This window comes from Streptomyces sp. NPDC088124, assembly GCF_040685895.1.
GTDB lineage: Bacteria > Actinomycetota > Actinomycetes > Streptomycetales > Streptomycetaceae > Streptomyces.
This window is the reverse complement of sequence record NZ_JBFBJB010000030.1, coordinates 83,324-102,006: the sequence shown is the minus strand read 5'-3', so window position 1 is coordinate 102,006 and position 18,683 is coordinate 83,324. Positions and strand designations below refer to the sequence as shown.

The 18,683-nt window shown below is 70.1% G+C and carries 19 protein-coding genes; 12 read left to right on the top strand and 7 right to left on the bottom strand.

All coding sequences use genetic code 11. From position 1 onward, the window contains the following. Window positions 1-41: 41 nt before the first annotated feature. The 3 genes from AB0P17_RS24695 to AB0P17_RS24685 all read right to left on the bottom strand — a co-directional run bounded on the left by AB0P17_RS24695 (window position 42) and on the right by AB0P17_RS24685 (window position 1,903). Complete coding sequence (locus AB0P17_RS24695; RefSeq protein WP_365814088.1) at window positions 42-227, bottom strand: FxLD family lanthipeptide; 186 nt, start codon at window positions 225-227, stop codon at window positions 42-44. 73 nt (window positions 228-300) lie between these two features. Continuing rightward, the gene (fxlM, locus tag AB0P17_RS24690) at window positions 301-1,506 is read right to left on the bottom strand and encodes a methyltransferase, FxLD system (protein WP_365814078.1); all 1,206 of its coding nucleotides are present in this window, start codon (window positions 1,504-1,506) and stop codon (window positions 301-303) included. Between the two features lie 211 nt (window positions 1,507-1,717). Further along, a complete protein-coding gene (locus AB0P17_RS24685; protein ID WP_365814077.1) occupies window positions 1,718-1,903 on the bottom strand; it encodes a hypothetical protein in 186 nt (61 codons plus the stop codon). Window positions 1,904-2,458: 555 nt separating this feature from the next. Between AB0P17_RS24685 and AB0P17_RS24680 the strand changes: the two genes are divergently transcribed. From AB0P17_RS24680 to AB0P17_RS24670, 3 genes are all read left to right on the top strand, one after another. Beyond that, the gene (locus AB0P17_RS24680) at window positions 2,459-3,331 is read left to right on the top strand and encodes a helix-turn-helix transcriptional regulator (protein ID WP_365814076.1); all 873 of its coding nucleotides are present in this window, start codon (window positions 2,459-2,461) and stop codon (window positions 3,329-3,331) included. Next, on the top strand, window positions 3,328-3,570 hold the full coding sequence (locus tag AB0P17_RS24675; protein ID WP_365814075.1) for a DUF397 domain-containing protein: 243 nt from the start codon (window positions 3,328-3,330) through the stop codon (window positions 3,568-3,570). Before AB0P17_RS24680 ends, AB0P17_RS24675 begins: the two co-directional genes overlap by 4 nt. A gap of 143 nt (window positions 3,571-3,713) precedes the next feature. Beyond that, window positions 3,714-3,920, top strand: coding sequence for a hypothetical protein (locus AB0P17_RS24670; RefSeq protein ID WP_365814074.1), 207 nt, complete (start codon window positions 3,714-3,716; stop codon window positions 3,918-3,920). Between the two features lie 238 nt (window positions 3,921-4,158). Here the strand turns inward: AB0P17_RS24670 and AB0P17_RS24665 are convergent, their stop codons facing one another. Next, on the bottom strand, window positions 4,159-4,458 hold the full coding sequence (locus tag AB0P17_RS24665) for a hypothetical protein (RefSeq protein ID WP_365814073.1): 300 nt from the start codon (window positions 4,456-4,458) through the stop codon (window positions 4,159-4,161). Between the two features lie 128 nt (window positions 4,459-4,586). On the opposite strand from AB0P17_RS24665, the gene AB0P17_RS24660 reads away from it, so the two are divergent. The 3 genes from AB0P17_RS24660 to AB0P17_RS24650 are packed head-to-tail and all read left to right on the top strand — an operon-like array spanning window position 4,587 to window position 6,329. Continuing rightward, complete coding sequence (locus AB0P17_RS24660) at window positions 4,587-5,639, top strand: phosphotransferase (protein WP_365814072.1); 1,053 nt, start codon at window positions 4,587-4,589, stop codon at window positions 5,637-5,639. 37 nt (window positions 5,640-5,676) lie between these two features. Beyond that, on the top strand, window positions 5,677-5,820 hold the full coding sequence (locus tag AB0P17_RS24655) for a hypothetical protein (protein ID WP_365814071.1): 144 nt from the start codon (window positions 5,677-5,679) through the stop codon (window positions 5,818-5,820). Continuing rightward, complete coding sequence (locus tag AB0P17_RS24650) at window positions 5,817-6,329, top strand: NUDIX hydrolase (protein ID WP_365814070.1); 513 nt, start codon at window positions 5,817-5,819, stop codon at window positions 6,327-6,329. Before AB0P17_RS24655 ends, AB0P17_RS24650 begins: the two co-directional genes overlap by 4 nt. A gap of 204 nt (window positions 6,330-6,533) precedes the next feature. Here AB0P17_RS24650 and AB0P17_RS24645 read toward each other — a convergent pair whose 3' ends face one another. Then, window positions 6,534-7,973, bottom strand: coding sequence for a transcriptional regulator (locus AB0P17_RS24645; protein ID WP_365814069.1), 1,440 nt, complete (start codon window positions 7,971-7,973; stop codon window positions 6,534-6,536). A gap of 228 nt (window positions 7,974-8,201) precedes the next feature. Between AB0P17_RS24645 and AB0P17_RS24640 the strand changes: the two genes are divergently transcribed. The 5 genes from AB0P17_RS24640 to AB0P17_RS24620 are packed head-to-tail and all read left to right on the top strand — an operon-like array spanning window position 8,202 to window position 14,778. Continuing rightward, window positions 8,202-10,961: a PEP-utilizing enzyme gene (locus tag AB0P17_RS24640; protein ID WP_365814068.1), complete on the top strand. Its 2,760-nt coding sequence runs from the start codon at window positions 8,202-8,204 to the stop codon at window positions 10,959-10,961. Then, window positions 10,958-11,611, top strand: a complete 654-nt coding sequence (locus tag AB0P17_RS24635) for a gamma-glutamyl-gamma-aminobutyrate hydrolase family protein (RefSeq protein ID WP_365814067.1) — start codon at window positions 10,958-10,960, stop codon at window positions 11,609-11,611. Before AB0P17_RS24640 ends, AB0P17_RS24635 begins: the two co-directional genes overlap by 4 nt. 26 nt (window positions 11,612-11,637) lie before the next feature. After that, window positions 11,638-12,450, top strand: coding sequence for an NTP transferase domain-containing protein (locus AB0P17_RS24630; RefSeq protein ID WP_365814065.1), 813 nt, complete (start codon window positions 11,638-11,640; stop codon window positions 12,448-12,450). Beyond that, complete coding sequence (locus tag AB0P17_RS24625; RefSeq protein ID WP_365814064.1) at window positions 12,443-13,834, top strand: Mur ligase domain-containing protein; 1,392 nt, start codon at window positions 12,443-12,445, stop codon at window positions 13,832-13,834. Before AB0P17_RS24630 ends, AB0P17_RS24625 begins: the two co-directional genes overlap by 8 nt. A 53-nt stretch (window positions 13,835-13,887) precedes the next feature. Beyond that, window positions 13,888-14,778, top strand: a complete 891-nt coding sequence (locus AB0P17_RS24620; protein WP_365814063.1) for an NUDIX domain-containing protein — start codon at window positions 13,888-13,890, stop codon at window positions 14,776-14,778. On the opposite strand, the gene murC is transcribed toward AB0P17_RS24620, so the two are convergent. Together murC and AB0P17_RS24610 are read right to left on the bottom strand one after the other, a co-directional pair. Then, complete coding sequence (gene murC / locus AB0P17_RS24615; RefSeq protein ID WP_365814062.1) at window positions 14,771-16,102, bottom strand: UDP-N-acetylmuramate--L-alanine ligase; 1,332 nt, start codon at window positions 16,100-16,102, stop codon at window positions 14,771-14,773. The two genes, AB0P17_RS24620 and murC, sit on opposite strands and share 8 nt — an antisense overlap. A gap of 359 nt (window positions 16,103-16,461) precedes the next feature. Continuing rightward, window positions 16,462-16,962: an NUDIX hydrolase gene (locus AB0P17_RS24610; RefSeq protein WP_365814061.1), complete on the bottom strand. Its 501-nt coding sequence runs from the start codon at window positions 16,960-16,962 to the stop codon at window positions 16,462-16,464. Between the two features lie 637 nt (window positions 16,963-17,599). Here AB0P17_RS24610 and AB0P17_RS24605 point away from each other — a divergent pair. Continuing rightward, a complete protein-coding gene (locus tag AB0P17_RS24605) occupies window positions 17,600-18,610 on the top strand; it encodes an NAD(P)H-dependent glycerol-3-phosphate dehydrogenase (RefSeq protein WP_365814060.1) in 1,011 nt (336 codons plus the stop codon). Window positions 18,611-18,683: the final 73 nt, after the last annotated feature.

Genomic DNA, 18,683 nt, shown 5'->3' with positions numbered 1-18,683 from the left:
GCCCCGCAGCCGGGCACCACGGATTTCTGAAGCCGGACGGCCTACGGGCAGGTCGCCGGGCAGGCGGACTCGCAGGTCTGACCGCAGCCGTCATCGGTCATCTGAATGAGCCGGTCGGCCTCGGGGCCGGACTCGACGATGGAGACATCCAGGTCCCAGCCGTCGACGCTCCCTTCCAGGCCCTCTGCTGCCACGGGGCCCGTAGCCACTGCTTCCTCGGACTGCACGGACACAACAACCTCCATGAGAGTCGGGTGGTGCACACAGCCCGTCCCCGGGCGGTTTGCCAGGGGCGGGAGCCTATGACCAGGAGACTTCGACGGCCCCGAGCCGCTTCGCCACGACCTGCGCGGCCGGCTCGGCGCCTCCCTCGGACATCGGCACGTAGCGGATGCGGGCGGCACCGCGCCGCCGGTGATCGGACGCCCACCGCCGCAGCAGCTCCACGTATTGTGCGGCGACGGTCTCCGCCTCGGGCCCGTGCGCGAACACCCCGCTCTCGAAGCCGCCGGTCTCCTCATTAGCCCGCTTGGTCCGGTATGCGAAGCTGCCGCCCATCACCAGAGCAGGGACACCGCGCGTCACCGACGGCGCGAGCACACCTTGGTCGACCACGTGCTTGCCGCCGTGCAGCATCACCATCTGCGGTGTGCTGGTCGCCAGGAACAGCTCCAGCTCATCGGGCATGTCGAACGCGGCACCGGACCAGACCTCCAGACGCGGCGCGTGCACAGCGGCGCCCAGGGCCTCGGTGTCGAACTCCTGACGCTGATCGTCGAGCTGAAGAGCGACCCCGTCCGTGATCGGCAGGAGCCGCTCGGTGTAGGCGCCGCTGCCCTGCATCGGCACGAAGCCGCACAGCCGGTAGCTGGCGCTGACGAGCTCTTTGCCGTCGTGGTCGAACGCGAACGACCGGGTGATTCCCCGCATGCGCAGGGGGACGACGATCCTGCCCCGCTCGGACATCTGCTCCCGCCACGCCGGCGGGATATCCCATGCTCCCGCCGTGACGATGATCCGGTCGAACGGTGCGTGCTCGGGCACGCCGCCATCGGCGTCGGCCAGCACCACCTGGACCCGGCCGTAGCCGACCGCGTCCAGGCAAGCGCGGGCGCGCTCCACGATCTCCGCGTCGATGTCGGCGGTGACCACCATGCCCGCCTCCCCGACCAGCTCCGCGATCAGGGCCGCGTTGTAGCCGCCGGATCCCACTTCGAGCACGCGCATCCCCGGCTCAATCTCGGCCTGCTCCAGCATCACCGCCTGGATGTGCGTGGCCGACAGCGAGCTCAGCGCCTGGCCCTGCTCGTCGCGCTTGATCACCAGGGCCTTGTTGGCGGCATACGCCGACTCCAGCGACTCACCCGTCGCGAACAGGTGCCGGGGCACCGTCGCGACAGCGCTCGCGACAGCATCGGACTGGAACACGCCCATCTCATCCAGCTCGCTCACCATCGCCGCGCGGAGCGAGGCCGCCTCATCATCGGTTTCTCGGACCGTACTCATAGCATCACCCTAGACGTCTGTAATCGCGATACCCGACAGTTGGAAGAGCCAGACCCCGACTCATACGGGGCAGCAAATCCGCAGAAGTTGATGCTGCTGCCGACAGGGCTGGTGGTGCAGCCCGACGCCCTACCGGACCCGCGTCGGGGGGCCTCGGCAAACAGGCCGCCCCCGTCCGACCTCGGCGGCTTGGGCAGGCGATGGCTGGCGCTCACTCCACGACCACCACCGCCTCAGCCGGCGCCTCGCGGATGGGGCACTGGCGCTCCGTGCCGTTCTCCAGCCGTGCCCAGACCAAGGCACGGTCCGTGTCCACCCCGGCACAGCCACCGCCGAGCCCGACCACGGCGCCCTCGAACTTCTCCGGCTCCTTCCCTTCCCGCCGCTCGGGCGGCACGCAGGAAATACCTCGTACACGATCACCAACCCGGAAGGTTGCCGCCTCCGGCCCGCTCACGCCGCATCGTCTCCCGCCACTCCCGCTGCCGGGGCGCAGATGCGCTCCAGGTCCACGTAGACCTCGAAGTCCTCGGCGCTCCAACCGGCCGGCAGGCCACGGGTCGCACGGAATTCAACGGCGTCAGCGGCTACCGGAGCTGCGCGCCTCCTGTCCGTCAGGCAGAAGGGCTCCGCTGATCCGATGGAGCTGGAGCGCAAGGACATGCCTCCTCCGAAGTGGTAAGCCGCAATGGGCTGAATGACCTGCCCCCAGCAAGGATGCAGGGCAGGCAGACCTCCTTCATGCCCGTCGGCGTCCAACTTCGCTAATCCGGGGGCCCATTCACCGTGCCCGCAGACAGAGTGGGTCCGCAAGTGAAACCGCACCGAATACGTCACTGCGAGGAAAATGGCACATGCCAAGGCAAGCGCATCGCTGTTTCAGCGGGCACGTGCCGTGCCACACTCCGCACATCACAGCAGAAGCGGACACGTACGCAGGGGAGACAAGCGGGTGCCAGCACGAGCCAGACCAACACCCCGGCGCATCGAACTCGGCTACGAGCTGAAGGAGTTACGCAAGCGGGCCGGCCTCACCTTGGAAGAGGCCGTCCGCGGACTGCCGCTGTCAGACACCAAGCTCTACCGCGTCGAGACCGGACTGCAGGATCTGCGCAACGCAGGTGACCTGCGCAAACTCCTCGGCCGATACGGCGTGACCGAGGAAGAGGACACCGAGCGGCTGCTGGCGATCCAGCGCGCGGCCTCCAGCCGAGAGTGGTGGACCCAGTTCAAAGGATCGATGCCCTCGGGCATGCCGCGCTTCATCGGCATCGAGTCCGCCGCCGTCGAAATACAGGCGTTCCACCCCGTCCTGGTCCTCGGGCTACTGCAGACTGAACGCTATGCACGGGCCCTGTACGAGATCGCCAAACAGGTCGAAGACACCACCAACGAGTTCATCGATCAGGGCGTCACCCTGCGGATGAAGCGCAAGGAGTACCTCACCCGCGACGAGGAACCCGGCAGGCTGTGGGCGATTCTCTACGAGTCGGCCCTGCGCTACCTCGTCGGCGGCCCCGACGTGATGCGCGAGCAGTACAACGAGATCACTAGGCTGGCCGCGCTCGACAACGTGACCGTCCAGGTCCTCCCGCACACCGTGCGCGGGTACGTCGCGGTGAACGACTTCAGCATCCTCCACCTCGGCGACACGCTGCCGACCACAGTCCAGGTAGACAACGCGTGGGGCGCTTCGTCAGTGTCCGACACCCCGCGCGAAGTCGCGAAATTCTCACGAAAGTTCAACGCCCTGGTGGCATCGTCCCTCCCGCCCGAGGACACTCCGAAGTTCCTGCACCAACTATCGCGAGAGATCACGGAATGACCACACAGACCCGCGCGCTCACAGCATCCGACCTGGACTGTGTGGCCACCTGGTTCAGGTCCTCCTACAGCAGCGGCTCAGGCAACAACTGCGTGGAGGTCGCTGACCTGACCCACACCGCCCACCGCGCGATCGCCATCCGCGACTCGAAGACCCCCAGGGGGCCCGTCCTGCTGGTCGGGCCGGAGCGCTTTGCCGCCCTCGTCGACGGCGTACGCGACGGCCACTTCACCACCTGAACAGTCCATCCCGATCCGAGCGGGGCGCGCCGAGCAAGTCGAGTGCACCCGGTCCACGCAGCACCACACCTACTCCTGCCCATCTCCAACCACCTTTCGAGGCGCTTGCCGACGCCGACTGACGCTCCGATTGATCGTCAAGCGTGGGGAAACTCACAGGAGCGAGGTACCTTTACGCCCTGTCACTCACTCCTGACGGCGACATCCGCAGGCACGCCGGGCTGGGTTACGTCTTGCCGGGCAGCCTCACCTCCTCCACCGAGGCGATCGAGGAGACCGCCCGCGACCACACGCGCCTCCACCTGTCCCACCGCGACGCCTTCGGCGCCCACCGGGTCCCAGCCGCTTGAACCACCTGGCCGTCCGGGCGGCTCAGGGGAAAGCGACAGCCCTGTCCGCGGGGCGGCGACAAGCCGCATACGGCAGCGCCCACGGAGCCGAGGCAGTGGCCTACGACCCACCGTGCGGTAAGTGAGGCTCGCCGATCAGTGAGGTTCGCGTTCGCGGAACCGTACCGGGCAGACAGCGAGCATCAAGCCCGGTCGCAGCGCGGGCGCGGCTGACCTCCTCCTGAATGCGGTTGCGCAGTCAGAGCGGCACGTCCACGGGGACACCCTCAACGTCGAAATAGATGCAGAGCTTCCCGCGCATCTCGGCCTGGTAGGGATGGCCGAATGCTTCGACGACCATGCGACCCACCTCGTTGATCTCCTGATGTGGATCATCTGCGTCCGACTGGTCGTAGAACATGCGCAGCCCCGGAACACGAGGCAGGGATCGAGTCACCTTCGGTCCTGCGTCCCCGACAACCCGGCCCTCTGCGTCCCAGTACCGGGTGAAGCGCAGGCGGTACGCGCTAACGACAGCCGCCACCGCAATGTCACTCATGATAACGATCCCGTCACTCAGAGGAGGTTGGAGTCTAGCGACGGGTTCCCAGAAACGGTACATTCCCGCGCTATCCGCGCAGCCCCGTACGCTCGTGCCCACTCCGACCACCAAGGAGCCCGTGCCCCGTGCCGTCGTTCTCCCGTCTTCCCCACGCCGCCCAGCTCGACCTGCTCGAAGGACTGACCCGGGCCGCGCTGACCGAGTACTACGGACTCGACGGCAAGGCCGTACGGATGGAGGTCCAGCAGTACGAAGACAACGCCGTCTGGCGCATCACCCCGCCAGAACGCAGTTCCTTCGTGGCCCGCCTGTCCGTCCGTGACGGCCGCCCCGCCCACCAGCAGCGCAGCGAAATGCGATGGCTGGAGAGCCTGGCCGCGTCCTGCACGGTCTCCGTCCCGGAGCCCGTCACCACCACCGGCGGCCAGTACGTGGTCCCCGTCGAAGTCCCCGGCCACGACGAGCCGTCCACCCTCGCCCTGCTGCACTGGCTTCCCGGCACAGCAGAGCCCCCCTACAGCCAGCCCGGCGTGGCGCAGGAGATGGGCCGCGCGACCGCCCACCTGCACCAGCATGCCGCGACGGTGCCGCTGCCAGAGTTCGACCGGCCGGTCTGGGACGCGGAGACGATCCTCCTCAAGGGGCACACCCTCACCGATCCGGCCGCCCATGAGCAGCTGGGCACCGGAGGCACCGCCGCGCTCCGCAAGGTCGCCGAGTTGATCACCCCAGCCCTCCAAGAGGGCAGCCAGGACGACCGCGGGCGTATCCACGGCGACCTGCACCGAGAGAACGTGATCGCCATGTCCGGCGGCGGCATCGGCATCATCGACTTCGATGACTGCGGCACCGGCCACTACCTGCTCGACATCGCCACCGTGTTCTCGTCCGTCCACCGGATCGCGCAGGAGGAACCGGGCGCCTACGAGGAGTTCGCCCGCGCCTTCCTGGCCGGCTACACGCAGGTGCGGCCCCTGCCGATTAACTGGGCCCGGCTCCTGGAGCCCTACCTGCTGTTGCGCGATGCTTTCATCCTCAACTTCGTCACCATGGCAGCACCGGTCAACGCCGACGTCGCCTCGTGGGGACCGCGCCGCATCGCCGGCATCGTGGAGAACATGCAGGCGTACGTGGAGGGGCGCCCCTACCCGGGCACTCTGACCTCCGAGCAGTCCTGAGCGCCTGCTGGACGCCTGCTGGCAGCAACGCGGGAAAGTGGCCGACCCGTTGTTCGAGCAGCGCCTCGCTTTCCACCGCCTGGTCATCACCCTGTCGTACTTCCTGTACTGGCACGGCCGTGACCCCACCCAGTTCCCTGGGTGCACGGCGGCCCTGCGAACCGAACTGGAGCGAACATGACCGCCAAGGACAACGCCACCACAGCCGCCCCGGCTCCCGCACCGGTCACCGGGCCCGGTGTCCAGGTCGTCGCCGCACTGCTGCGCCGCGACGACCACATCGTCCTCGTCCAGGAACAGCGTGACGGAAAGGAGATGTGGTCCGTCCCCGGCGGCGGCGTCGAGCGCGGCGAACTCCTCAGCGATGCCCTGGTCCGCGAGGTCAAGGAAGAGACCGGCCTCAGCCTGACGACGGTGGGCCCGCTGGCCTACCTGGTCAACACCACGACCGACAGGTACCCCTCCACCGTGGTATTGACCTTCGACTGCACCGAGTGGGACGGCGAGATCGCGGTGCACGACCCGGACGGCAAAGTGACCGGCGCGGTCCTGCTGCCGCTGCCCGAGGCCACGGCCGTCCTGGCGTCCTCTACCGCGGCCCGACCCGAGATTGAACCCCTGCTGGACTACCTCGACAGCCTCAGCGCCGGCCGCGTGTGGTCCTACCGGGACGACCTGCCCATCGAATGACCATGCCCGGGACACCGGGAGCCGGGAGAGGACTTATGACGCTCACCCACGACCTCGAGCGCGTGCCGGACGAGGACGTCGCCGAGACGGTCGACGTGAGCGACGCGCTGGATCGGAAGTGGCAAGCCATCTTGTCGCTCGCAGTGGAGCAGCTCGGGAGCAGCCCCTCCCCGGGATCCTTTCCCGGCGTCCGGCAGCAGGGTGTTACGGCCGGGCGGTCAGCAATTCTTGGATGTCGCGGGCGTGGGAGACGGTCTGGTGGGTGGCTGCTTCATTGGCGAGGTCGCGGTAGCGGCGACGGACGCGGGCGGAGTCGAGTCCGGCCCCGATGGTGACTGCCTGTTCAGCGCTGGTGCGGGCAGCCTCGAAGCGGCCGGTGAAGAGTTGGGCACGGGCCAGGGCGATGGCGTCGAAGGCGCGAGAGCGGACACGGTGTTCGGCGCGGTTGCCGGCGGCGGTGGCCAGCATGCCGATGGCGTCTTTGGCGTGGCGTGGGGTGTCGGTGGTGCGCGCGAGGAAGAGTAGGACTTCGCCAAGGGTGGAGGAGAGTTCGGCTTGGTCGAGGTAGGCGACGAATGCGGGGGCGGGGTCGGGACTGTCCTCGGTGAAGATTTCCTGGGCGAGGTGGATGGCGCGTAGAGCGTCGCGGGGCAGGCCGAGGAGGGCGGCGAAACGGGCGTCGAGTGCGTGGAGTCCGGCACGTAGAACGGGGCTTGCGGTGTTGCGGGTGCCGTAGAGGGCGAGGGCGATGCAGTCGCGGGCGAGTTGGGGGTGTCCGCCGTATCCCCAGACGCGGGCGAGGCATTGAAGGAGGTGGGCGGTGAGGTTGCGGTCCCCGCTCTCGCGGGCGGCGTGGACGGCCAGGGTGAGGTATTTGACGGCTTGGGGGTAGTGGGCGGCGTCGTGGGCGGCCCATCCGACAACGCCGGCGAGGTCGCCGAGTTCGCGGAACAGGGTGCGGCCGGCTTGTTCTGTGTAGGTGCCGCCTTTGATGGCGGTGTTGGTGGTGGCCAGGTGGGCGGTGGCCATGTAGAGCATGCTGGCGCCGCCGTGGGTGTTGTCCAGCTGTCGCAAGGCGCTGGTGTGTGCGGCGATGCGTTCGGCGTCGGTGTGGCTGAGGCGTCCGTCGGCCGCAACGGCGGGCAGGGGGTGGGCGGCGCTCCAGGACCAGGATTCCAGAGCAGTGAGCAGGTGACGGGGCTCCGAACGCTGCTGGTTGTCTTCGTACTCGGCGCGTTCGGGGCGGTGGGGGCCGTGGGCGAGGGTTGCGCTGGTGACACGGTGAAGGTCGGTCAGGATCTCGGTAGGCCCGCGGTAGCGGGCTTCTTCTTCGGTGGGGGCGGCGGCAAGCCCGAGGTCGGCGGCGGACAGGCGGTAGCCGGTGCGCTGGGAGAGGATCTTGGCAATCAGGTCGGGGACCGGGGGCCGGGGTCGCTCACCGTTGTCGATCCAGCGTCGTACGCGTGATCCGTCTGGTCGTACCTGGGTGTGGCCGTTTTCTGTGGCGAGTTCGGTAACGGCGCGGGCGAGTGCGTTCTTGCTCATCCCCGACAGCCGGAACCAGTAGCGCAGGGCCGTCTCGTCGGAGAGACGGGCTTCGACGTCGCCGGTCGCCGGTGGTGGTAATGCCTGGTCGTTGGGCACGGCCGCTGTCCTTCTCGCGGGGCCGGGAGGGATTCCGGCCGTTTGTGGACGGGGCGGACATTATGCGGCCTGGAGCTCAGATCGGTCGAGGAGTCTGGTCCCGGCGATTGCCCTGAGCGTGATCGCCAGTTCCTGCGCCGGGTTTTCGCCGCAGGTTCGCCGTCTTGGAGCGCCCTGTCTGGGTCGCGCCATGGTGGCCTCCTGATGCTTTTCACCAGGAGGACGTTCATGAGTGCTGAGCTCGCTGTCGTGTGGCCGAGGCCGTTACTCGGGCCGGGTATGTCGGATCCCGTACGCCTGCGTGATGTGCTCGCGCATGTCCTTGACCGGCCGGCGGCGTCGGTCGAGCTGACGGTGGCGCCGGCCACCACCAGGGAAGTCCTGGCCCGTCAGCAGCTTGCGGCCGCGATGTGGCTGCCGGGCGGGGCGGTGCCGTCCGAGGCGCTGCGGCGTGCGTTGCTGGGCCGGCACGGAGTCGGTGTGTGGACCGGCCAACTCACGGTCCCGGCACGGGCGTACAGCTTCGGGCCGCTGGCCCTCCGGGCGCATAGCCGGTGCGTGGAGAGCGGGTGTGCCCCGGCGGGGTCGAGCGCGGCAGCAACTGCGCGGCATCTGGTCGCGCGGCACCGGGTTCCGCTCGCCGGGCCGCGACCGGGGCTGGTGCCGTGGCAGGTCGGTGAGCAGCGGGCGCGGCTGCTGCTGGGCGGCAAGGACGTATCGCTGCGGAGGCTGGCACCTCTGTTGGCGGGGGTGCGGGTGGATGAGGGTCTGTCGGTGGGGTGGCGGTGGTGGGAGCGGGACCCCGGTGGGGTGCTGGATGAGGTGGCTGTCCGGTATGCGGGGCGGGGGGTGATCGTCCGGTCCTGTTCGGACGGCGAGGACGGGTGGGAGCGGTCGGGTGCGGGGGCGTACTTGAGCGTGCCCGTTGCGGTGGCGGCGCCTCCGGGGGTACTCGCGGAGGCCGTGCGGGCCGTGTTCGCGTCCTACGGCGCTCAGGGTCCTGACGTCCGGGTTTTCGTGCAGGAATGGCTGCATCCGGTGCAGGCGGCTGGTGTGGTGACCGCCCGGAGCGTGGCGGGTGCGCCGTACTACACGGCTGCGGTGGATCTGGTCTCGGGCCGTACGGACACGGTGACCGCTGGGACCGGGAAGGGGGTGCAGACGTGGTATGTACGGCGCCCGTGCGGGGTCGAGCTCGGGCAGGCCGGTATGCCCTCTGCGGCCCGGCAGTTGCTGGATGCGGCCGTGGAGACGGAACAGTGCGTGGGTACGAGTTGTCTCGATGTGGAGGTCGCGCTGTCCGGGGGTGCGGTGCACCTGCTGCAGGCCCGTCCACTGGCGGCGGCCCGGGCCGTGGCCGACGCTCGTGTGCACAGGGTGGTCGACATGGCCAAGCTGCAGATCGGCGGCTTGGCCGGCCGCACCGGTCGTTTTCCGGGAACCGGGGCGGGGGTGGTGCTGTCGACGATGGCAGACTGGAACCCTGCCGAGATGCTCGGTCGCCGCCCCTCCGCCCTGGCCGCGTCGCTGTACGCCGCGCTGATCACGGAGAGGACATGGGCCCAGCAGCGGGCTGCCTACGGCTACCGGGACCTGCGCGGCACCCCGCTGATGCACGTGGTGGCGGGATCCACGTACATCGACGCGCTCGTGAGCCTCGCCTCGTTCGTACCGGCCGGGATCGACGAGGCGCTGGCGGCCGCCGTGCTCCGGGCGATGGGCGAGCGGCTCGTGGCGGATCCGTTGGCGCACGACAAGATCGAGTTCGAGATCGCAGCGACGTGCTGGACCCCTCGGATCGCGGAGCGGACGGCGTATCTGGCCTCGGCTGGGATCGGCAGCGCGGCGCGGCGGCGGCTGCACGAGCAGCTTCTCACCGTCACGCGCGGCGGGGTGCGTCGCCTCGCGGACGATGTCCGGTGGCTGGAGCGCGCTTCTGCGCCCACGCGGGCGGATGCCGGACCGGAGCGGCTCGCTGCGACGCTGAACGCGGCCCAGGGGGCGGCACTTCGGTTCGCGCACCTGGCCCGGGCGGGCTTCGTGGCCACCGACCTGCTGCGCGTCCTGGAGGCGGAAGGGCTGGCCGACCGGCGGGAGGAGTGGGTACGCACCGTGGGCACCCCGGCGACGGCACTGCGGCGCGACGCCAGCGAGGTTACGGCCGGGCGGCTGGTGTGGGAGGCGTTCGTGGAGCGCTATCGGTGGATCCGTCCGGGCACCTACGACCTGGCCGTGCCCGCGTATGGCGACGACCCGGAGGGCTACCTGCGGCCTCTGCTCGACATCCCGCCGCCCAGACCGCACACGGTAACGGCGCCGTGGAGCGCCCGGAACGCCGCCGCGGTGACCGTGGCGGTGGCGCCCCTGGGACTGGACGCGGCGGAACTGGAGGCGTTCTGCAGGGCCGCGATCACCGGCCGTGAACACGGCAAGGCCTTCTACGCGGGGTGGGTCAGTGCTGTGCTTGAGGGCGTCCGTGCCCGGGGCCGGGCAGGCGGGCTGGCTGACGGGGATGTCCGGTACCTGCGCGTCGGCGAGGTCCTCGGGAGCGAAGCAGGCCGGTGGCCGGGTCTGGTCGCGCGTCGCCGGGCGCACGCCGAGGTGTGTGCGCTCGTTGAACTGCCCGATGTGATCACGGGACCGGATAATCTCGACTGTTTCGTGCGCGCGCCGGGCCGGGCCAACTTTGTCACGGGTCGGCAGGTGTCCGGGCCCGTGCACGCCGACCCGGCCCCGGCATCCCCGCCGCCGCCTGGCGCAGTGATCGTGCTGGAGGCCGCCGACCCGGGATACGACTGGGTCTTCGCCCACGGTCCCGGTGCCCTGGTCACCGCCTACGGCGGCGCCAACTCCCACATGATGATCCGGTGCGCCGAGCTCGGCGTCCCTGCCGCGATCGGCATCGGCCCTCAGGCCCACGCCCTGGTGGCCGCGGCCCGCTCGGTTGCCGTGGACGCGGCGGCCGGCCGTGTGGATGTACTGTCATGACCCGGCCCTGGGTGGCGGTCACGCAGCGCCGGGTGCACTTCGAGCAGCGGGACGAAACGGGCGACTACCTCGACGCGCGGTGGATGCCGCTGCTGGCCGCGCACCGCGTGGTGCCGGTGCCCAACGACCTCGGCGCGGCCCGCCGACTGCTCGCCGGGGTGCCTCTGGCCGCGATCGTCCTGTCCGGAGGCAACGACCTTCCGGGCGCTCCGGGTGCCGCCGACTGTGCACCGGCCCGCGACGAGGTCGAAGACTGGCTCCTGGACCGCGCCGAGCAGCGCCGCACCACTGTTGTCGGGATCTGCCGCGGCGCGCAGGCACTCGCCGTACGGGCCGGTGCCCGCCTCGCGGACGGTGCGCCCCAGCACGCTGGAACCCGCCACGAGGTCCGATCCGTTGCCTCTACCCCGTGGGGCTGGCCTGCCACGTTCGCCGTCGCCTCGCACCACCGCCACGTCCTGCCCGCTGTCGGTCTCCCGCCTGCTCTGCGGGTACTTGCCGTAGCCGATGGCGGCGGCACGGTGGAGGCGCTCGGCTTCCGCCGGCTGCCGTGGTGGGGGCTGATGTGGCATCCCGAACGCGAATCGCCGCCCGGGCCCGCGGCCCGTGCCCTCGCCCACCTCCTTGGGCACACCATCCGCTCCCTCTGACCGACCTGAGAAGGAGAACTCTCCTCGTGCGTGCTGTCATCCTCGCCGCCGGCCGGGGCTCGCGTCTCGGCCCGCTGAGCAACTCGTGCCCCAAGCCGCTGCTGCCGCTGGCCGGCGTTCCGCTGCTCACCCGACTCCTGCACAGCCTCAGTGTCGCCGGGTGCGGACCCATCACACTCGTCACCGGCTACCGTCCCGACACCCTCGCCGCCCACGCGCCCGGCCTGTCCACGGTGCACAACCCGCACTGGGGCACCACCAGCATCGCCGCCAGCCTCCTGGCCGCCGCTGACGCAGGCGCCCTCAAGCACGGCGCGGTCATCACGTACGGGGACATCGTCACCGAACCGAGAGTGTTCGCCGCTCTCCTCGCCGCACCGCCGGCGGATGTGTGCCTGCCGGTGAACACCCAGTGGCTGGAGCTCTGGCAGGCCCGGATGAGTGACCCGCTCGACGACGCCGAGCGGCTTCTGACAGACCAGCACGGACAGTTGGTGGACATCGGCGGCAAGCCGACGGGACTCGACGAGGTCCACGCTCAATTCATGGGAATCGTGCGCCTCAGCCCCGCTGGAGCAGCCGACCTCACCAGCTTCTACCGCCGCGCCCTGGCCAAGACACCGGCCGCTGACCGATGGGACAGCACCACGCTGCTGGCAGCCTGGCTGGAGACCGGAGGCCGCGCCACCACCGTGCCGGTCGACGGCGGCTGGCTGGAGATCGACACCGCCCACGACCGCGATCTCTACCAGCAGTTGCACGTCGACGGCAGGCTGACCGACCTGTGCGACCTGAGCACCACCCAGCCCGCTCACAAAGGAGATACGACCGATGCCTGACACCCTGCGACCGCTCACCGGCCGCCACGCCCACTTCAATGGCCTGGGCGGCAAGGGCATCGCCCCGGCCGCCGTTCTCGCCCACCAGGCCGGGATGCGTGTCACCGGCGACGACCTCGCCGACAACCACCGCACCACCGCGTTCGCCGCCGAGGGCATCAACGTCACCCTCGGCACCAACACCGCTCCCCCGCACGCCGAGTACCTCGTCGCCACCGGTGCCCTCCCCCACCAGCCCGGCGGGCCACGGCGAATGGCCCGGCTGGAGTTCGTCCAGCACCTCCTCGCCGCCCACGACAAGAAGCCGATCGCGGTCGCCGGATCGCTGGGCAAATCCACCGCCGCCGCCCTGCTCCACCGTGTCCTCACCCCGCTGGCCCCCTCCGCCTACATCGGCGCCGACGTCCCCGGCCTGCTGTGCGGCGGCCAGCTCGCGGCCGGTGAGTGGGCGGTCGTCGAGGCGTGCGAGTACCAGGGCGCCTACCGCGCGCTTGTTCCGGAGATCGTCATCGCCCTCAACCTCGTCCAGAACCACGAGGACGACTTCGGGCCCGGCACGGCCGGGTTCGAACGCAGCCTCGCCGGCTTCCTCACCGACCCGCCCACCCCGCCGCGCCTGGCCGTACTGCCCGAAGACGTCGCCGCCCTGCTCGCGCCCCGCCTCGCCGGTCACCGCTCGCTGAGGGTTGAGACGGTCGGGGAGGACGCCGACTGGACCATCGACATCACCACCGCCGACCCCACCGGCACCACCTTCCGCCTCGCACAGCACGGCACCCATGCCGGTTCGTGGACCGTTCCTGCCCCCGGCCGCCACCTTGTCACCGCCGCGGCCTGCGCCCTGGTCACCTCGCTACACCTCGGCGTCACCCCCGCCGACAGCGCCGAGGCGCTCGCCGGGTTCCGGCTGCCGCGCCGCCGGATGAGCACCATGCACCACGACGCCCGGCTTGTCCTCATCGATGACAACGCCCGCCAGCCCGGCCAGGCCGCCGCCCTCCTCCAGGCTCTGCGCCAGGCCCACCCCGACCGTCACCTCGCGATCGCCGTAGCCCCCTGGGGCCGCAAGAACCAGCGCGACCTCGCCGCCTGGGCACTCGGCCTGTCCGAGGCCGACACCGTATGGGTGCTGCCCGTCGGCGGCACCGCCGTCTCCGGCGGAGAAGCCCCCAACGCGGACACCCGGCTCGCCGAGCTCATCCGCCTCGAAGGCACCGCCGCCTACACCGTGCACCCCGGCGGTGACCTCCCGCTCCCGCCCGACCGCCACGCCGACGGCCTGGTCGTCGCCACCGCCGGGTACGACGCGAGCCTGACGACATTCTCCGTCCTGCACGACCAGACCATCGCCGCCTTCGGTGCCAACCCCGCCCCGGCCGCATGAACCGCAGCCCCCAAACCGTCACCCTGCTTGCCGCCCGGACCGACGGCAGCGTCATGACCGGTCCCGATGGCTCGCCACCCACCACCGTGCTCGGGCCCAGAGCCACCCTCGGCACCGCCGCACACGACCTGGAAGACGTCCTCGGCCTCGGCCACGGCGGAACACATCTGGCCGTCACCGACACCACCGGCGAAGGGGGCGTGCACCATGTCGCGTGGCGCGGGCTGCTGCCCGCCTCCTGGACGCCCCCAGGCGCGTGGCGGCCCGTCCCGTTCGGCCGGGCCCTGGCCGCCCTGGAATCAGCAGCCAGGGCCCGGCTCCGTGCGGCCGCCCGCACCGGCCTCCTGGGCGCTTCGGCCGCGCACCTGACCGACGGCCTTCGCCCCGGCGCCCGGCCGGCCAAGTCCGAGCGCACTGCCGCCCGCTTCACCTGGCACGCCCGAACCCCCACCGCCGCGGAAGAGCCGACGGTGCGCCAGGTGTGGGGATGGCTGACCGACCCGTACGGCCGAGTCCTGGTCATCCTCGACGACAACGACTCCCCCGGTCTTCCCGGAGGACAGCCGGAGCCCGGCGAGAACCGGGACGCAACGCTCGCCCGCGAGGCCATGGAAGAAGCTGCCGCACGGCACGGCCGGCCCACCGTGCTCGGGTTCCAGAGGGTCACCGAGCCCGGGCAGGCTCCGTACCTGCAACTGCGCATGCACGCACCTCTCCTGGCACTCGGGCCCGCTGTGCCCGACCCGGACAACGGGGAGATCTACCGGCGCGTCCTCGTTCCCGCCGCCCAAGCCAACCTGCTGCTCGGCTGGGGCCCGGAGGGCGACTCCCAGGCAACCGCCGTCGCCGCCAACGTTCCCCGTACACACGGCTGCGCCCTCCAGCACGTCCCCGAACAAGGGTGGGTACCGAAGATCGCAGAGAGGCCCGGAAGGGTCAGCTGACCAGATCCTCGGCAAGGGCGTTGACGTCGCCGGCTCCGATCAGCATGACGACATCGCCGTCGGCGGCCTCGTCCAGCAGCAGCCGGGCAAGGTCACCCCGCCCAGGCGACATCCGTGTCTGCGGCGCCCGGCCAGCAACGTCTGCGGCGAGCTCCTCGGCGACGTGCGTCCACTCCTCGGGGTTCTCTCGCGCCGGGTAGACCGGCTCGACCCACGCGAGGTCCACCGTGGCGAGCGCATCGAGGAACTCGGTCTGAAACTGGTGGGTCCGGGAAAACAGGTGCGGCTGGAACACCGCCAGGACCCGCCCGCCACGGGCGACCTGGCGGGCGGCGGCCAGGGCCGCGGCCACCTCGACGGGGTGGTGGGCGTAATCGTCGTACACCCGGGCCCCCGTCTTCGTCCGGCCGCGCAGCTCGAACCGGCGTGCCAGACCGGGGAACGACAGCAGCGCGGCCCGGATGTCCCCAGGCACGCAGCCCCGGGCCAGCGCGACCTCGACAACCAGAGCGGCATTGTGGAGCTGGTGCTCGCCCGGCTGATTGACCTCGTAGTCCTCGCCGTGGAGACGGAAACGCATCGGCTCGCCGCCGACCAAGTCCGGTCGTACGACCGTCATCCCCGACAAAAACGGCGCCAGATGCTCGGCGGCCTGGGCCGACACGATCGCGGCCTGGGCGTTGGCGGCGAACTCACCCAGCACTTTCGCCACGTCCGCGATGTCGTGGTACGCGCCGCTGTCCCCGACATGGTCGAGATCGACATTCGTGACGACCGCCGTGTGCACCTGATAGTTCAGCAGACTCTTATCGGACTCGTCCGCCTCGATCACCAGCGTTCCGCCGGCACCGGCCGCCGCGTGAACGCCCGGGGGCCGCAGCAACGCACCGACCACGTAGCTCGGCTCCTTCCCACAGGCGGTCAGGACGTGCGCCAGGAGCGCGGCGGTGGACGACTTGCCGTGCGCGCCACCGACCGCGACCGTTTCGTGCAGCGCCGTGAACTCGGTCAGCAGCTCTGAGCGGTGCAGCTCATCCAGCCCCTTGCGGCGGGCCTCGGCCCGCTCGATGTTCTCCGGCCTGATCGCGCTGGAGAACACCACCTGAGCCGGCGCGTCAGGCACGCTGGCGGCGGTGTGGCCGATGGTCACCCCCGTCACGCCATTGCGCTCCAGAGAATCGGTGTAGATAGTCTGCTTGGCGTCACTGCCGGTCACCTGCGCGCCCAACTCCCGGGCGACAAGGGCCAGCCCGGACATGCCGCACCCTCCGATCCCGATGAAGTGAAAACGACGGCCGACAAGGGGCATACGGGCATCTGGCATGACCAGAGTGTACCGGCGCAACCCCGTGTCCCAGCGGATGCGACACAGAGCCTGGTACGTCACGGCGGCAGGGGTGACGAACCGCTCCATAAGCACTCTGGCCGCCGCATCCACTATCGAACACGGACAGCACTGTTCAGGCGCGCCCCGCCGCTCGGCCCCATGCCGTCGGGGAACGGTAGCTGGCCTACGGTCCGAACAGATTGGTGGGCTCAGCGCCATTAGAGAAGGCGATGTGCGACCTCTGCGGGCAGATCGCCATCAGACTCACCTGCTCGGCCCAGAACGATCTCCTGGATGCGATGTGCAGCACGACGCCACGTGGTGCCCACAACTGCCTCCTGCCCGGGGCCTGAGCTTCACACCACCACGCCGTTCTCCAGGTAGACCGTCTCTCCCCGCTCCCGTGCCGCCATGCATGCCTGGACCCGCCGCGCGAGCAACGGGACCAGCAACTCACGGATCTGTTCCAGACCGACGAACTCGAAGGACCGGATCTCCTCAGCCTGCAGTTGGATCCTGGCGACCTGCTCGGCACCCAGCACGCCACCGTCGAAGACAGCGGCCATGCCCTCGCTACGGCCCGGCCGCGGGCGAACCCAGTCGATCCCGAGCAGTGGGCCCGGCGCGCAGACAAGACCCAGCTCTTCCTTCACCTCGCGCGCAGCGCCGTCGCGAGGTGACTCGTCCCACTCGACGGCACCGCCCGGAATCTCCCACGGAGCCTTATAGACCGGATCAACCAGCATCACGCGGCCGTCCGCGTCGAAGAACAGCACGCCGGCCGCGACGCGCTTCCGCGGCAACGTACGGTCAAAATCGGACAACTGAACTTTAGAAACCTCAAATGCGTCATTCATGCCTAATGAGGCTACTCCTGACAACCACCCCATAGACGGGCGCTCCGTTCTGCCACTCGTCCCTCACGTTGTCCTGCCGGAACCATGAAGCAGGCTTCTCGAGCCCAAGCGGCGACAACCACGCACCCGCACCACGTCTCCGACACACGCGAACTCCTCGACAGAAAATCCGTTCGCCACTCTCCGTCACAGGGAGGGGCTGTGACGCCCGTTCGGGTGAGTTGATGTCACAGGTGTGACGACCGCCACCTCTACGCGCCCCGAGCCCGTGCCTCAGCCCGGGCCGTCGGTCATCTGGGCACCGTCGCCGAGCACCGTGCCGACACCCTCGGCGTCGTCGGCGACCCAGTCGCGTACCCCCTCGCCACTGCCGTGCACCGTAGGCTCGGGCACCGGGACCTCTCTTCCCTGGCCTCAGCGGGCGCACCGCGTGGAGTCAGGGAGGTCAAGCGCCGCCGGCTGAGAACATGCTCAGCGAGGCACACCGGATACTCCCCCAATCTCCGCGGCAGGCGAGCCGTCCTGCTGACCTGCGGCGCTTCCCGGACGCCCATGCCGAAGTGGGGTCGGCCGGTACGATGGCCGCGCCTGGCCGCCGTCCCGGCGACACGAGTGCGTCCAGCAAGGAGACCCCGCAGTGAACCAGCACCACGCCCGTACCGCGGTGTTCTCGGCTGGTTCCTGGGGCACCGCCATGGGCAAAGTCATGGCCGACGCGGGTACCAGCGTGATCATGCACGCCCGCCGCGGCGAGATCGCGGACGCGATCAATACGCAGCACCGTAACCCCGGGTACTTCCCGGACATCGAGCTGCCCCACACGGTGAGGGCCACCACCGATCCGGCCGCCGCACTGGACGGCGCGGACTTCCTCGTGCTGTCCATCCCCGCGCAGTCCCTGCGCGCGAGCCTCACCGCCTGGGCCCCGCACATCGGCCCGGACACTGTGATCGTGTCGCTGATGAAGGGAATCGAGACCGGCAGCGGGCTGCGGGCGAGCCAGATCATCACCGAGGTGACCGGCCTGCCCGCCGAGCGGGTCGCCGTGCTGTCCGGCCCGAACCTCGCGCGTGAGATCATCGCCGGCCAGCCCGCCGCCGCCGCCATCGCCTGCCCCGACGAGGCCGCCGCCCACCGCGTCCAGCGGGCCTGCCTCACCTCTTACTTCCGGCCCTACACGTCCGCCGACGCGGTCGGCTGTGAACTCGGCGGCGCGGTGAAGAACGTCATCGCTCTCGCGGTTGGCATCGCCTCCGGCATGGGCATGGGGCACAACTCCCAGGCCATGCTGATCACCCGTGGCCTGGCGGAGACTAGCCGGCTGGCCACGGCGATGGGCACCCACCCGGCCACCCTCGCCGGACTGGCCGGCCTGGGCGATCTGGTCGCCACCTGCTCCTCCCCGCTCTCCCGCAACCGCACCTTCGGCACCAACATCGGCAAGGGCCTGACCATGGCGGAGGCCACCGCCGCGACCTGCCAAACCACCGAGGGCGTCAAGAGCATCGAGGCGATCCTCGCTCTGGCCAGCAATCATGACGTCGAGATGCCGATTACAAAAGTCGTCTCCGACCTGCTGCACGAGAAGGTCACGCTCGACCAGGCCGCGGCCGCGCTGATGCAGCGACCCCCCAAGCTCGAGCACTGACCCCCGCGGTCATCCCGGCTACGGGGCCCACTGCCCGTCACCTGCGCCCTCCCGGCCCGGAGTCCCCTCACCG